Raw genomic sequence first — 15,375 nt, 5'->3', positions numbered from 1 at the left:
TCTGGCAAGGAGAGACGCTTTCAGTCGCGTCAGCGTTGCGTAGCAAAAACGTGGGTCAATCATCGCATCTCTAAAGCTATTGTCTCTAGGGCAAAAGCTACCAACAGCGCTATCGCCCTGGAAGACCTGACAGGGATCCGGGAAAGGGTCAATCAACAGCCACGCAGCAAAACCGAAAGGCGCAGGGCCAACAGTTGGGCGTTCTACCAACTACGTCAATTTCTGGAATACAAGGCGAGGGTTGCAGGGGTTTCTCTGATTCTTGTACCGCCTGCCTACACGTCGCAGACCTGCCACCGGTGTTTGCACATCCATCCCGATCCTACGCAATCCTATCGCAGTGGGAAGCAGTTCAAGTGTGGGCACTGTGGATGGGAAGGGGATGCGGATTTGAATAGTGCGAATGTGATTACGCTTTTGGGGGCTGCCGTAAACCAGCCTAGAGGTTCGGGCCTGTTTTGTTCTCTGGTAGGGCAGAGCAGGCTCAGGGCTACTGAAAGCCCGCTCCGTACCGCTTAGCGGTCGGAGCCGGGTAGTTTACCTTCTCCTCTGTCCGATCCCCCAGCCAAGACCAGGCAGAAAAAAACCGGACTCGGCTTCAAGCCTGCCCGTTGATGGATCCCCTCACCCCTTTCCCACAGGGAGAGGGGAACACTAATCTGCGCCTTTCACTAGCCGACGAAAGGCCTTTTTGCCCACCTGCAAAATCCGCCCGGCCAGCTCCGAGGCATGGGCAAACTCCAGGTCGGGATCCTCCACCTTTTGCCCATCCAGCCGCACGGCGCCCCCTTGAATCTGCCGACGGGCCTCGGCGGCACTCTTGCACAGGCCACACTCACGCAGGATGTAGCTGAGTTTAACAGGGTAAGACAACCCATCGATGGCAAAGGTGGGGATGGATCCCGTTTCGGCAAGAATACCGTCTAGCACCAGGGCTTGGGCGGTGCGCTGGGCCTCTTCTGCCGCTGCAGGGGAGTGAAACTGGGCCACTAGGGTCTTGGCTAGGAGGATCTGCCGCTGGCGGGGATCCTGCGGCAGCTCGGCAAGGAGCACTGAGGTGAGCAACTCAAAGTAGCGCTCCACCAGGTGATCCGGCACCTTCTCCAGCTTGGAGTACATGGTGAGGGGATCCTCAGTCAGCCCCACGTAGTTGTTTTTGGACTTGGACATTTTCTGGTACCCGTCCAGCCCCTCCAAAAGCGGCACCGTCAGGCAAAACTGCGGCGTTTGGCCCTTCCAGATTTGCAGATCTCGCCCGGTGAGCAGGTTAAAGCGCTGGTCGGTTCCCCCCAGTTCCACATCGGCTGCGAGGGCCACCGAGTCGTAACCCTGCAAGAGGGGGTAGAGAAATTCGTGCAGATAAATTGGCGTCCCGGCTTGGTAGCGCTGGGCAAAGTCTTCTTTGGCCAACATCTGCCCCACCGTCATCTGGGCCTGGAGTTCGATCAGCTCGCTGAGAGTCAGGTGGGCCAGCCACTCGCTGTTGCGGCGCACCTCCAGCCGACCGGGGGTCTCAAAATCCAAAATCTTGCCGGCTTGCTCCAGATAGGTGCGGGCGTTTTCCTCCACTTCTGCTGGGGTGAGGCGGGGACGGGCCTCCGATTGGCCAGTGGGATCCCCGACCAGCGCCGTGAAGTCCCCGATGAGCAAAATAGCCACATGGCCCGCATCCTGGAACTGGCGCAACTTGCGCAACACCACCGAATGCCCCAGGTGCAGATCCGGTCGGGTGGGATCGATGCCCAGCTTCACCCGCAGGGGACGATCCGCTTGCGCCAAGCGCTCCGCCAGGGCAGCAGCTCCTCCTGGAAAGATCTCGGCCACCCCCCGCTCAACAATTTGGGCTATCAACGGATCCCGGTACGCTGGCGAAACTGAGGCTGACGATATACTCAAAGCCTGATCCTCCGGCTGAACCCATGAGCAATTTTAAGCCCACGCAAAAGATGCTCGATTCTCAACTCAAGATCTTCTCCCCCTAGCCCGGTTGGAGTTGTCGATGGGCAAGGTTGGCCATCCTGCTGCCCCAATAGACGCCGCCCTATAATGGGTCTGGCTTGTTGTTGCTTTGCAACACGGACGTGACAGGGTTTTTGACGTGACCTACGGTCGCAGACCATTGGCTCGCCGGGCGAGAAAGCCGGGGTTGGAGCGTGTCTCCAATTCCCCTTTTTCCGGATCGGGGTTTGACGAGCATGCCGACTATACCCCACCCACCCGCCCCTCCCGGATTGCCCAGGTTGCCGGTGTGGTGGGCAATCTGTTGCTGGGATCCCTGCTCTTGGGATCCACGGCAACGGCTGCCGGATTGGTGGGGCTGGCCATTAGCTTCCGCAACTTGCCGGACGTGCATCAATTGCGGGATTACGTGCCCATTGCTACCACCCACATTGTCGATATTCGGGGCGAGCCCATTGCCAGCCTACACGGGGAGGCCAACCGGGAAGTGATCTCCCTTGAACAGGTCTCGCCGGAGATGAAAAAGGCCTTGCTGGCCATTGAAGACAGCCACTTTTACACCCATCCAGGCATTAATCCGGTCAGCTTGGGCCGGGCGATCCTAGGCAGTGTGGAGGGGGGTATAGGCTCGGCGGGGGGGGGATCCACCCTGACAATGCAGTTGGTCAAGAACCTGTTTTTGAGGCCGGAGCGTACCCTCAGCCGTAAAGTCGCCGAGATCGTGTTGGCGGTGCGCCTAGAACAGGTCTTCAGCAAAGACGAGATCCTGGAGATGTACCTCAACCAGGTGTACTGGGGGCACAATCTCTACGGCATCCAGGCGGCAGCCCGCAGCTACTTCAACAAGGATGCGTCTGAACTGAACTTGGCTGAAGCGGCGATGTTGGCTGGGATCCTGCCGGCCCCGGAAACCCTCAGCCCCTTTCGCAACCTGGAGGGAGCCAAACGGCGGCAACACCTGGTGCTGGATCGTCTGGTGGAGCTGAAGTGGATTACCCCCGAGGAAGCCCAGGCGGCGCGGGAGCAAAAGCTGACCTTAGGCCGCATTACCTCCTTTCAAAGTAACGCCCCAGCAGTTACCGACGCCATTGAGGCGGAGCTGCGGCGCCGCTATGGGGAACAAGCTCTAATGCAAGGAGGTCTGCGGGTTCAGTCCACCATCGATCTGCGTCTGCAGCGCCTTGCCCAGCGCATTGTCAATGAAGATGGCCCCCGCATTGGGGCAGCTCGTCGTGCCGATCAAATGGCTTTGGCGGCAGTGGATCCCCGTACCGGCTATGTGAAGGCCATTGTGGGCGGGATCAACGCTCAGCGGGGCCAATTTAACCGCGCCACCCAGGCGTTTCGCCAAACGGGATCCACCTTTAAGCCCTATGTGTACTACGCGGCTCTGGCCAGCGGGCGCTATTCACCCGGCAGCATCTTGGAAGATACCCCCGTCACCTATCCCGGCTCGCCACCCTACAGCCCGAAAAACTACGACAACACCTTCTATGGCTCCCTCACCTTTGCTCGGGCTTTGGAGCTCTCCCGCAACGTGCCCACGGTCAAGTTGGCCGATGATGTTGGGATCCGCAACGTCATCGCAGCGGCTCAGGCCACCGGCATCAGTGCCGAGATGTTTCCCAACTTGGCTACAGCTCTGGGCTCGGCCAGCGTCAGCCCCCTGGAGATGGCGGCCAGCTATGCGGTCTTTGCCAATGGCGGATATCGGGTGGAGCCGACCCTCTTGGCCCAGGTGGTGGATCGCAACGGCCAAATCCTCTTCGAGGCCAGGCCCCAGCCGCAGCGGGTTTTGGATCCCTGGGCGGTGGCTACGCTCAACCAAATCCTCAAAGGGGTGGTGACCCAAGGCACCGGGAGGGCGGCTCGTCTGGACGATGGGCGACCCGTAGCTGGCAAAACCGGCACCACCTCTGATTTCCGCGACGCTTGGTTCATCGGCTATGTGCCGCAACTGTCTACCGCCATTTGGATCGGCAACGACAACAACTCTCCCATGCTGCCGGGTACGGCAGGAGGCGCTTTTGTGGCCCCCACCTGGAAGCGCTTTATGACCGAGGCTCTCCAAGGGATCCCACCTCAGGACTTCCCCAGCCCGCATCAATTTCCCCCTCCCCGACCATGAGCTACAGCGAGGAGCGGCTGGCGCGCATCGAGCGCACTGTCGAGGCCAACGCTCAGGCCATCGCCCAACTGGCCCGGCAAAACCAAGAGCTGATGCAAACCATTGCCGGCACCGAGGAGCGCATTGCCAGAGCCGAGGAACGCATTGCCAGAGCCGAGGAACGCATTGCCAAAGCCGAGGAACGCATTGCTGGCGCCGAAGAACGTCTGGAGGCCGAGGTCAAACGCTGGGACGAGCGGTTTTTCCAGCTCAGCCGCGATACCCTCAACTTCACCCGCAATGTAGTGACCATCGCCGCCATCACAGCGGTTTTGATCCCCCTGCTCAGGGATGTCGCTCCCCTGCTGATTGAGCTGTTGCGGGAGGGATCCCGTTAGCCCTCTGTAGCTGGGACATCTCGCTTTTCCAACCGCTGGCCAACAAGTGGTTATCGGCAATTGCGCTGAGACAGCCGCGATTCCACCTCTCTGGGGTCGAGCAGGGTTCCAACCGGAATCGAGGTGTCCAAGGGATCCCAGCGCGTACTGATTCTGAGTTACACTAAGACTGCAAAGAAAGGTAACGCCTTTTTCTGGTTCTCCTGACCCTTCACCGCGTTCTTTCTTGCATTCCTTGCACAAGACACAGAGGACAGACGATTATGGCTTTTGAACTCCCGGCTCTGCCCTATCCTGCCGACGCGCTGAAGCCCTACATGTCGGCAGAAACCTTCTCCTACCACCACGGCAAGCACCACGCGGCCTACGTAGCCAACCTGAACAAGCTCATCGAGGGCACCGATCTGGCCAACAAGTCTCTGGAAGAAATCATCAAGGCCACCTTTGGGGATCCCAACAAAGCGGGTATCTTCAACAATGCTGCCCAAGTTTGGAATCACACCTTTTTCTGGGAATCCATGAAGCCGGGCGGGGGAGGTGCGCCTACCGGGCCTATCGCCGACAAGATCAACGCCGATTTCGGCAGCTACGACAAGTTTGTCGAGGCTTTCAAGACGGCGGCTGCCACCCAGTTTGGCAGTGGTTGGGCTTGGCTGGTGCTGGAGGATGGCACCCTGAAGGTTACCAAAACCCCCAATGCCGAAAACCCCCTGGTTTACGGCCAGACGCCCCTGCTCACTTTGGATGTGTGGGAGCACGCCTACTACCTGGATTACCAAAACCGGCGGCCTGACTTCATCAGCGCCTACCTGGAGCACTTGGTGAACTGGGATGCCGCCAATGCCCGGCTGGCTGCCGCCTGACTCTACCTGTTCTGGGATCCCTTGACGGGGGATCCCATCGAAGACTAGCCCTATGTCTCTGTTTGCGAAGGGATCCTTGGGGATCCCTTTTTTGCGCCTAGTCTTTCCCCAAGCGTTCTCGCTCCTCGCGCAACCGCTCCAGAAAGCCAGGGGTGGGAGGTTGGGTTGGAGGGGCTGCAAGGGGAGCAGAAGTTGGAGCAACCCGGTTCACTTGGGGAAACAAAGGTTGATTGATGGGCTGCGGCGGGAGAGGTTTGGCTGGGACAGGGGCTGGAGAAGGTGGAGCAGGGGGAGGGGGTGTGGGCACTGCAACCGGTCGGGGTGGAGGCACAGCAGGGGCTGGAGGAGGAGGTGACACCTGCTGAGTTGGAGCAGGGGGCTGAGGGGTAGAGGACACTGCCTCTGGAGTTGCCGCTGGCCTGGGTGTGGGCTCGCTTGCGGACTCACCGATTCCCAGATCTGGGGCGGGATCATCCTCAAACACCGGTTTGCCCTCCGGATCCCGCGGCAGCCAGTCCAGCAGAGGTTCAGGAGTGGCTGAGGGATCCCGCTCAGGGTGCTCTGCACCGCCGACTGGAAGGGGGCGTTCGGGGGCAGCAGGCGGTCTTTCGCTGCCTGGGCCCGGATCCAACAGCAGACGCAGGCCCCAGAAGGTGCTCCCCGCAATGACAACAAAAAGGGCTATCCCAGCCCAGAGGGGAAACGGCTTGGCCTCGGGCTCTGCCTGGGTACTGAGCAGGTGTGTGCCCGACTGCCCTGCATCCACCGCCGCCAGGGTGCGCTCGGAGAAGATGGGTGCGGTTGGGGGGGGCGCGAGGGAAGAGCTGGCAGCGCTCTGGGAGTGCAGGGATCCCTCCAATTGGGCGCTGAGAACCTTCATATCTTGGGGCCGCCGGTCGGGATCTTTGGCCAGACAGGAGAGCACCACCTGTTCCAGCTGCAGCGGAATCTCATAGGGCAAATTTGCGCGATCGAAGGGCTGAGGCTGTTGGTAATTGTGGGCCTCGTACCAGCCGGGGAAAGAATCGCTCTTCGGCTGGAGGGGGTGTTGCCCGGTCAACATGCGGTAGAGCACTACGCCAAACGAGTAGATATCCGAGCGGGCATCCAGGGCTTCCCCGCGCACCTGTTCGGGAGAGGCGTAGCGCACCGTACCCAAAAAGCCGGTGGTCTGGGTGCCGAGGGCAAGGGAAACGTCGCTGAGGAGCTTGGCAATGCCGAAATCCAAGATTTTGACGGTCTCCCCCAACGTTTCATCTTTTAGGACGAAGAGGTTGCTGGGTTTGATGTCGCGATGGATCACCCCCTTGATGAGATGGCCATCCTGCTCAGTCTCCAGGTTGTGGGCGTAATAGAGACCGGCGCATACTTGGCGGGCCATCCTCACCACCTGTTGAGGCGGCAGCACCGGCTGCTTGAGCATTAGCTCCCCCAAACTGCGCCCCGTCAGGTATTCCATCACCAGGTAAGGTTGGTCGTTCTCTATGCCATAGTCCAATACCTTGACAATGGCAGGGTGCTCCCCCAGCAGCGTGCTGATGCGAATTTCCTGCTGAAAACGTTTGTGCAACTGGCGTCGGGTGTTGTCATCGCCTGCTAAGTTTTGGTGCAACAGCTTGACCGCCACCGGACGGTTGAACAGGCGCGTATCGACAGCCTTGAACACCCGCCCCATGCCACCTGCTGCAATGCTGTGAACCAGTTGATAGCGCTGGCCGATCACTTTTCCAGGAGCAAGCTGGTTCATGGGCAGCCCAAGAGCATGTACCCTCTGATTCTAATGCGTGTTTCTCGGGAGTTTCTCTTGCCTTTCTCCGGCCATCCCTGCCCAGCAGTCTTCATTCCCAATGTATTTGATGTGCTTTTAAGTACTTGTTAAACGCCCTGCCAGCGATTGAAGGCTGGACAAAGACTGTGGACTACGGAGATCTACTTTAGAGCCGAGGGAATCTGATAGACTCATGCGGGCGCTTTGCCGGGTCTGTTCATTAGCTGTCTGTCGGGTGATTTATGCTGGCTAACTGGCTGCAAATGTCGGGGATCCCTCTAGCCATGATTGGCCCTGTTGAGAATCCGGTGCTGGTGTTTTTGATCATCCTGACCATCATGCTGGTGGCTCCCTTGCTATTTGAGCGGCTGCGCCTGCCGGGGATCATCGGGTTAATCTTGGCTGGGCTGGTGGTGGGGCCCTACGGCTTGGGCATCTTGCGGCGGGACGAGACCATCATCCTGCTGGGCACAGTGGGGCTGTTGTTTCTCATGTTCATGGCAGGGCTGGAGACCAGCCTGGAAGATTTGAAGCTCAATGCCGGGAAGGCCACCCTCTTCGGAGCGCTCACCTTTCTGTTGCCGATGCTCATTGGCACAGTAGCGATGTTGGCCATTGGGTATGGCTTTCTGGCGGCGGTGCTGGTGGCCTCTTGTTTTGCCTCCCATACCCTGATCGGCCTGCCGATCGTCTCCAAGTTGGGCCTGATGCGCCTGCAGACGGTGACGGCAACTTTGGGGGCCACCCTTATCACGAATGTCCTGGCTTTGTTGGTGCTGGCGGTGGTGGTGCGCGCCCACCAAGGGGAGCTGTCGCTGCGCTTTTGGCTGACGTTGATCCCTTCCATTGCCCTCTACACCTTTGCCACCCTGTGGGGGGTGCCTAAGCTGGGCAGTTGGTTCTTTCAACGCTTTGGTCACGACGAGGGAGCAGAGTTTACTTTCGTGATCGCCACTTTGTTTGTGGTGGCCTACGGAGCGGGGTTGATCGGCATTGAGCCGGTGGTGGGAGCCTTTCTGGCCGGGACGGCCATCACCCCTATCATCCCGCCTCTCAGCCCCCTGATGAACCGGATTCAGTTTATCGGCAACACCCTGTTTGTGCCTTTCTTCTTGATCTCGGTGGGGATGCTGATCAATCCCGGTATTCTCTTGGGGGAGCCGCGCACGCTGCTGGTGGGCGGAGTGATGATTGCAGCGGAGGTGGTGAGCAAGTTTCTGGCCGCTTGGATCCCGGCCCAATTGTTTGGCTGGCGCTTTGCCAGCACGATGATCATGTTCGGCCTGTCGATGGCTCAGGCGGCGGCTACCCTGGCGGCGATCACGGTGGCCTTTCAGGTGAAGTTGGTGGATGAGCTGACGGTGAACGGCATCATTGCCATGATCCTCGTGACCTGTGTTGCCTCGCCTTGGATTGTGGCCCGCTGGGGAGAGCAAATGCAGCCCACCGAGGTGGCGGCAGAGTCCACCGAATTGCCCAAGCCAGATTGGGGAGCTCGCGTCTTGGTGCCGGTGGCCAACCCGGATACTGAGAGGAACCTGTTACAGTTGGCTTTGATTTTGGCCAAAAAAGATGGGGGAACGCTGCTGCCGCTGCATGTTTTGTCTGACCGTGCTGGGATCTCGCCGGCAGCCCTGGCTCGGCAAGAGCAGTTGTTGACCTTTGCAGAAGCTCTGGCCCACAGCGCCGTGACCCGAGTGGAGCCGATTCGGCGGGTGGATGACTCGGTGGAAAAAGGGATCATTCGCTCGGCGGCGGAACGGCAGGCAACCTTGGTGATCCTGGGCTGGAAGGGCTACTCCACCTATGCGGAGAACTTTTTCGGCAGCATCATTGACGCGGTGGTGCGGCAGGTGGGGATCCCAGTCTTGATTACGCGGTTTCCGGTACCCATCGAGACGGCGCGCCGCATCCTCTTGGTTGCACCGGAGCTGGAGGTCTCTCCCGGATCCCTGCAGCAGACCATTGGGCTGGCGCAAACGCTGGCCGGCGAATTGAAAGCAGGTTTGCAGATCCTGCTGGTGCAAACCCGACCCGGGCGGAAAAGCTCCCCAGCCTTGCCGGCAGAAAGCTATGCCCACTTGCCGGTTCAGCGGGTGCAGGGGGGGGTGGTGGCGGAAGCCTTCAAAGCGCTGCAGCCAGGAGATGTGTTGGTATTGGTTCCCAGCGAAACCGGCAACCGGTCGCGCCTGGGCCGAGAGCCGGAGACCATCGCCCGCAACCGACCCAGCCTTCCCATCATCGTGGTGCATTTGCCACGGGATTCAGCTCATCCCTTGCGCCAAGGAGATGGGGTTCTGGCGGCCGCAGAGCCCACTTGACAGGGATGGCATTGGGGTGTTGTCTGGCGGACTGGAGCTCTTGTCTCAACTCCGCCCCGGCTCCCCTGGTAAACTGGGATACCCCGGCTTCAGAACCATCGTGAGCCAGAAGGGAGGCTTAGAGCCATAGACTATGTTGATTGAGGAAGTGGGGATGGTACCCTACGGAGCACAGGAGTATGGTTGCCTATTTGCTGGAAGTCGGCTGTGAGGAACTCCCGGCTAGTTTTGTGGATTCGGCCCTAGAGCAGTGGCGAACCGGGATCCCGGCCTCTTTGGCGGAGGCTCATCTGCAAGCGGAGCAGATGCAGCTTTTCGGTACGCCGCGCCGCCTGGCGGTTCTGTTGCAGGGGTTGCCCACCCAGCAGCCGGATCGCACTTTGGAGGTGAAGGGGCCACCGGTTCAGGTCGCCTACCAAGATGGCCAGCTCACTCCTGCCGGGGAAAAATTTGCCCAAAAACAAGGGGTGGATCCCGGCAGCCTGGAAATCCGGCAAGTGGGCAAGGGATCCTTTGTGTTTGCGGTGCAGCGGGTGCGAGGCCGGCCAACAGCAGCTGTGCTCCAGGAACTGGCACCCGCCTGGATTACCAACTTGAGTGGTGAACGGCTGATGCGCTGGGCCTGCGGGGAGCTGAAGTTTCCGCGCCCCATCCGCTGGCTGGTCTCCCTTTGGGATGATCAGGTGCTGCCTTTGCTGCTGCCGACCCACGAGGACAATTCCATGCCGGGCTTGGTGGCGGGGCGGGTGAGCCGGGGGCACCGCGTTTTGGGATCCCAGCAGGTTGTCCTGGAGCGGGCCGAGAGCTACGTTCAGCAAATGCAAGAGGCGGGGGTCAGCCCCGATCCAACAGCGCGAGAGGCATACATTCAGGCTGAGGTGACCAAGCTGGCCAGGCAAGTGAATGGGGAAGCCCAGATTCCTGCTCCTTTGCTGCGGGAGGTGGTGCACTTGGTGGAGTGGCCGACGGCGGTTTTGGGGCGCTTTGAGCCAGAGTTTTTGCGCTTGCCCCCTGCGGTGATCGAGACGGTGATGATCACTCACCAGCGCTACTTCCCAGTACGGGATGGCCGGGATCCCAGAAAATTGCTGCCCTATTTCATCACCATCTCCAACGGCGACCCCCGGCAATCGGAGCGGATCGGGGCAGGCAACAGCCGTGTGGTGCGGGCGCGCCTGGCGGATGCCCGCTTTTTCTACGAGGAGGATCGGCGGATCCCCTTGGCGCAGCGGGTGGAACGCCTGCAGGCGGTTACTTTTGCCGAAGGGCTGGGCTCCATGCGGGACAAGGTGGAGCGCATCCGCCACATCAGCCGCCTCATTGCCGCTGCCCTGAACTTGGATCCCCAGGAGCAGGCGCTGGTGGATCGCACGGCTTACCTGTGCAAGGCGGATCTGGTTACCCAAATGGTGTACGAATTCCCCGAGCTGCAGGGGATCATGGGAGCCGAGTATGCCCGCCACGACGGTGAGCCGGAGGCGGTGGCCGAGGGGATCGAGCAGCACTACTGGCCTTTGGGGGCGGGGGACGCTTTGCCCAATTCCTTGACCGGGCGGGTGGTGGGCTGGGCGGATCGCCTGGATACCTTGGTGGGCATGTTTCGCTTGGGGCGGATCCCCAGCGGTTCCTCGGATCGCTTTGCCCTGCGGCGGGCCGCCAACAGCCTGGTGCTGGTTGCCTGGGATGCTGGCTGGACTTTTGACTTTAACTCCCTGTTGCAGAGCGTGGTGCAGGACTATGCCTTTGGCGATGTCCACACCTTGCGAGCCTTGCAGGAGTTTTTGGCCCAACGGATACAGACCCTTTTGCAGGAGGAAAAACGGATTGATTACGACTTGGCCAGGGCTGTGGTGGGGGATCCCGAGTCGGTCAAAGCGGAGGATCCCCAGAAGGCCGAGCTCACCATGCGGGCCCTGGGCAACCTGCCCTTGACTTTGCTGCGGGCGGAGTACCTGCAACACCTGCGGGCCACCGGGGAATTGGCGGATCTCTATCCCACCCTCAATCGCTGCGCCCGCCTAGCAGCCCAAGGGGATTTGGACTACGGTGTAACAGATCCAGCAGCTGCCGTGGATCCCGACCAGTTGCAGGAGGCGGCAGAAAGGGAGTTGTACGAGGCTTGCCAGAAGGTCTATCGTCTGGGGGTGGAGCCGGCCTTACGGGGAGATTTTGTCCCCTTGGTGGAAGCTCTGCAAGCGGCAGCCCCTCAGGTAGCCCAGTTTTTTGAAGCCGTTCTGGTGATGGATCCGGATCCTGTGCGACGGGCCAACCGGCTTAATTTGCTGGGGGTATTGCGCAACCAGTCCCGCCTGTTGGGGGACATGGGGGCTGTGGTTATGGCAGGGGAGTCGTCGCCGGAGAAGACCTCCTAGCTGGCCAATCCAGACACGCTTGGAACCCTCACTCCCGGCCCCTCGGGAGCTTGGGAATGGACATGCAACCTATTATCCAAGGAAGCGCAGACATTGCCGCAAAGCCCGCTGCACCGAGGCCAGGTAGCCCTCTCCAAACAGGTTGAGATGGTTGAGCCAGTGGTAGAGCTGGTAGAGGGGCTTGCGGTGGGGATACCCCTCGTCCAAGGGGTAGGCCTGCTGATAAGCCCGATAGAACTCGGCTGGAAAGCCCCCAAACAATTCTGTCATCGCCAGATCTGTCTCCCGATCCCCGTAGTAGGTGGCCGGATCGAAAATCACCGGGGATCCATCGGGCAAGGCCCCGTAGTTGCCGCCCCACAGATCTCCATGCAACAGAGCGGGTTCTGGCCTGTAATCCTGAAAAAAAGCTTCTAGCTCCGCCATCACCCGCTCTGCGTGAGCCACCCACTCACCCCGGTAGCCTCGCTGACAAGCCAGCCTGACCTGGTAGAGCAGCCGTTGATCCCGGTAGAAGTCCAGCCAGCTCTGCCGCCAACTGTTGATCTGCGGCGTGGAGCCGATGGTGTTGTCCCGCTCCCAACCGTAGCTGCCGTTGGGGGATAGGGTGCGGTGCAACTGGGCCAACTGGGATCCCAATAAACCCGCAGTCTGCGGACGGGGCGAGGTTAGCTCCAGGTATTCCAGCACCAAGTAGGCCTGCTCTCCTACGGATCCCCAGACAATGGGCTGGGGCACGCGAATGGCCTGGGCAGCCGCTAGGGTTTGCAAGCCCGCAGCTTCCGCTGCAAACATCTCCAGCGCCCTTTCTCCCCCACGGGCCAATTTGACGAAGTAGTCTTTTACCCCTTCTGCAAGAGGGCTTTGGGAAGCGCAGGAAAACCGATAGGTGGCGTTGATGCTGCCTCCGCCCACAGAACGATACTGTAGGGGCTGGATGGGATCCCCTGTTGCTTCTGAAAGGTGCTGGGCGATGGTCTGCCAAAGAGTTTGCATCAGCAGCAAAAGTCAATTGTCGGAGAAAAACAGGTACTTATGGTCATTTCGGGTAGTCATTTCAGGTTAGGGTGAGACGCCTGAGCCATTGCCTGGGCCATTGAGAAAAGCCCTATGGCCCCGTGCATTCAAAGTTTTAGGTGTGGGCGCAGTCTCCTGGTTTAATTGAAATGACCATAACTCTTTTTTTGTGCTACTTTCACCTTCTCATTCTCAAGAGCACAGTCAATAGCGCGAGGACTCCGTCCCGCTGGCAGGACGGGTTGGACGCCAGACCGGGCTCTATCCTTCAGTCGAGCTTCTGGGTACTGGTCTCCGTCTTGCTGCAGGGCAGCCGAGTCTATCTTGCGCTTGCGGGTCTTGACCTTTGTCGGCCTCAGGTCTTCTCGGTTCAGCCAGCGATAAACTGTTGCACGACTAACCTTGTTCATCCGTGCAACTGCTCCCTTCCTGGACATACCCTATGACTCTCTCTCAGGTCTAAGCTTCCTCCTGAGGTCTACCTCCATGCCTTCTTAGCTGCAGGGCCGTCTCATTCTTAAATGAATTGACCCTGTTCCTAACCTGTGGGGCTCTGGGGTCTTGAGCTTCCGCCTCCTATGGGGAAAGTGGGGGAGAGCTGTATCTCAAATTAAGTTCGAATTGAGGTCAGCATTAGCGGCGGAGAGGCTCAGAAATGGCCACCACATCCTGCAGAAACTGATCCTGTTGCTGGCGCAAAATGCCCAGGTCAGGACCTTGGTTGAGCAGGACAAAGTGGATGCCATTCGGCAGCTGCCCCATCGTCATCAGCCGATCCGCAGCGGATCCCACCTGAGCAGCCGTGCCTGGGGGCAAGGTGCGCGCCCGCAGGGTGCTGTGGCCAGTGCCCGCTCTGGGCAAGATCCGAGTCGGATCCCCATCTGTGAAATCTACCAGGTGTTCCCAGAGATGAGCTAGGGCGCGGGGGGAAAGGTACAGCGCTCGCCCTCTTTGCCCCAGGCGAATGTCTTGCTCGGCGGGGGCCATTTGGGAATCCAGGCGGGAAATGGGCTGAGCCACCAACCGCTGCCGCAGGTACTCCAGCAGGGCTGTTTCGCCCCCCAGTTCCGCCAACAGGGCTTCTGCCATGGCTCGGTCGTTGCTGCCATTGAGGATCTGCAACAGGGATCCCAGCCGTAGCGAGGTGTAGCTGACCAGGCAGTGGGCGTCCGCGGGGAGGGCTGTTAGGACTGACACCGAGCCGCGAATGACAACCGGATGGGGTTGTTGAGTATTGCTGAGGAGTTCTGCCAAACGCTGAGCGCCGCCCAAAGGATCGGGTTGGCCCAGCAAACGGAAGGGGGGCAACACCTTCACATCCCCGTCGATCTGGCGAATGTTGAGGCTATGCAAATGGCGGGCCAGCTCTGCCACATTCGCTTCCGTGAAATAGGGATCCCCGCCACCCACCAGGATCAAATCTCCCGTCAAGCGATGGCCCAACCGATGGCCTGTGGTGTAGAAGCGGGTCTCAAAGCGATGCTCGTAACCCCAAGTCTCCAGGGCCATCAAGCTGATGGCCAACTGATCCAAGGCTCCCACCGGCAAAGGTCGATCCAGCCCATGCTCCGCCAACAGCTCCCCTTCCGGCGTCCAGAGCAGGATCCCCTGTTGAGAGAGCGCTCCCCCTTGGGCCGCCAATCCTTGCAAAAAGCCGGACAAGACCGAAGCGTAAGGAGAATCTTCCCACTGCGGCGATTGGGCGCGGGGCCACCAAGGGGGAAGGCCCGGAGTCCCACTTGGGGAAGGCAGCGGCGGCGGTGGAGTGGGGATGGGGGGGAAGGGATTCTGAGTCAATGTGGGAGACTCGACTTCAGCACCTGTGGGGTTGCTCCAGCAGGCCCCCAAGGCCAAAGCACCAGCTAACGGGATCCCTGCCCAGAGGAGACGACGATGGGGGCGCAACCCCTGTGGGATAAGCGGCATGATGACCTCACAAAGACACTTGCAAAGGACAACGGGCTGGCAAAAGACTTGACGCTACTCTAGTGCCATCCGAACTGCCTTGGCAAATCTCTGTGCCAGCCTTTTCCAGCGTTATCGACTCCGGCCAAGGCAAGCCCATCTTTTGCTTGTCAGGGATCCCAGTCGGCTGTGACGTAAACTACCCGACACCAACCGCTAGGCGGTACGGAGCGGGCTTTTAGTAGCCCTGCAGTTAGCAAGCAAACCACGAGCCTCTGGGGTGGTTTACAGCACCCCCAATCGACCGTTACCAGTGCCTTAAACAACCGTTTCTGGTGTCCGCAGTATTATTATAGCATTCCTCCCAACACTGAACCTACGGGTACAGTGCGGGGCTCCTACAATTTCTAGCTGATCCGGCGGCAGCGAGATCCTGAGGATCGGCGGATTTGGCGGGTCTACCTCACACCTGCAGGGGAGGAGCTGAAAGACGTTTTACCCCCTCTGATTTGGCAGTTGCGGGAGCAAACCTACGGCTGTCTCAGCCCAGAAGAACAGGCAACCCTCTCGCGGTTGGTGGATCGGCTGATCGCCCATCTGTCAGTGGATCCAGATGCGGCTGTGCTGGCGGAGCCAAGTCAATAGTCTTTATCTTATCTTGAGAG

General features: G+C 59.8%; 12 protein-coding genes. 7 read left to right on the top strand and 5 right to left on the bottom strand.

What is annotated here, in order from left to right; translation table 11 throughout:
• Positions 1-519: RNA-guided endonuclease TnpB family protein (locus ACVWZG_RS01445; RefSeq protein ID WP_457415159.1), on the top strand; the 519-nt coding region annotated here is incomplete at its 5' end.
• Positions 520-654: 135 nt separating this feature from the next.
• Here the strand turns inward: ACVWZG_RS01445 and tyrS are convergent.
• Entirely contained in the window at positions 655-1,896 is a 1,242-nt protein-coding gene (gene tyrS, locus ACVWZG_RS01440) for a tyrosine--tRNA ligase (protein WP_457404980.1), read from the bottom strand.
• Positions 1,897-2,098: 202 nt separating this feature from the next.
• Between tyrS and ACVWZG_RS01435 the strand changes: the two genes are divergently transcribed.
• The 3 genes from ACVWZG_RS01435 to ACVWZG_RS01425 all read left to right on the top strand — a co-directional run bounded on the left by ACVWZG_RS01435 (position 2,099) and on the right by ACVWZG_RS01425 (position 5,327).
• Entirely contained in the window at positions 2,099-4,087 is a 1,989-nt protein-coding gene (locus tag ACVWZG_RS01435; protein ID WP_414342848.1) for a transglycosylase domain-containing protein, read from the top strand.
• Positions 4,084-4,464: a hypothetical protein gene (locus ACVWZG_RS01430; RefSeq protein ID WP_414402426.1), complete on the top strand. Its 381-nt coding sequence runs from the start codon at positions 4,084-4,086 to the stop codon at positions 4,462-4,464. The genes ACVWZG_RS01435 and ACVWZG_RS01430 overlap by 4 nt, the downstream gene beginning before the upstream one ends.
• 263 nt (positions 4,465-4,727) lie before the next feature.
• On the top strand, positions 4,728-5,327 hold the full coding sequence (locus ACVWZG_RS01425) for a superoxide dismutase (RefSeq protein ID WP_457404977.1): 600 nt from the start codon (positions 4,728-4,730) through the stop codon (positions 5,325-5,327).
• Positions 5,328-5,424: 97 nt separating this feature from the next.
• On the opposite strand, the gene ACVWZG_RS01420 is transcribed toward ACVWZG_RS01425, so the two are convergent.
• A complete protein-coding gene (locus ACVWZG_RS01420; RefSeq protein ID WP_457404976.1) occupies positions 5,425-7,074 on the bottom strand; it encodes a serine/threonine protein kinase in 1,650 nt (549 codons plus the stop codon).
• 263 nt (positions 7,075-7,337) lie between these two features.
• On the opposite strand from ACVWZG_RS01420, the gene ACVWZG_RS01415 reads away from it, so the two are divergent.
• Together ACVWZG_RS01415 and glyS are read left to right on the top strand one after the other, a co-directional pair.
• A complete protein-coding gene (locus tag ACVWZG_RS01415; protein WP_457404974.1) occupies positions 7,338-9,416 on the top strand; it encodes a cation:proton antiporter domain-containing protein in 2,079 nt (692 codons plus the stop codon).
• A gap of 179 nt (positions 9,417-9,595) precedes the next feature.
• Positions 9,596-11,788 (top strand): glycine--tRNA ligase subunit beta, encoded by a 2,193-nt coding sequence (glyS, locus tag ACVWZG_RS01410; protein ID WP_457404972.1) that lies wholly within the window; start codon positions 9,596-9,598, stop codon positions 11,786-11,788.
• Positions 11,789-11,860: 72 nt separating this feature from the next.
• Here the strand turns inward: glyS and ACVWZG_RS01405 are convergent, their stop codons facing one another.
• The 3 genes from ACVWZG_RS01405 to ACVWZG_RS01395 all read right to left on the bottom strand — a co-directional run bounded on the left by ACVWZG_RS01405 (position 11,861) and on the right by ACVWZG_RS01395 (position 14,731).
• A complete protein-coding gene (locus ACVWZG_RS01405; RefSeq protein WP_457404970.1) occupies positions 11,861-12,784 on the bottom strand; it encodes a fructosamine kinase family protein in 924 nt (307 codons plus the stop codon).
• Positions 12,785-12,945: 161 nt separating this feature from the next.
• Complete coding sequence (locus ACVWZG_RS01400) at positions 12,946-13,215, bottom strand: IS630 transposase-related protein (protein ID WP_414328998.1); 270 nt, start codon at positions 13,213-13,215, stop codon at positions 12,946-12,948.
• Positions 13,216-13,438: 223 nt separating this feature from the next.
• Positions 13,439-14,731: a D-alanyl-D-alanine carboxypeptidase gene (locus ACVWZG_RS01395; RefSeq protein WP_457404966.1), complete on the bottom strand. Its 1,293-nt coding sequence runs from the start codon at positions 14,729-14,731 to the stop codon at positions 13,439-13,441.
• A 495-nt stretch (positions 14,732-15,226) separates the two neighbouring features.
• Here ACVWZG_RS01395 and ACVWZG_RS01390 point away from each other — a divergent pair, with 495 nt between their 5' ends.
• Positions 15,227-15,355: a hypothetical protein gene (locus tag ACVWZG_RS01390; protein ID WP_414380921.1), complete on the top strand. Its 129-nt coding sequence runs from the start codon at positions 15,227-15,229 to the stop codon at positions 15,353-15,355.
• The last annotated feature ends 20 nt before the right edge of the window (positions 15,356-15,375 follow it).

The organism is Thermostichus sp. OS-CIW-33 (assembly GCF_054059615.1).
Note: the sequence above shows the minus strand (reverse complement) of the source record. Positions and strands in the feature narration are given on the sequence as shown.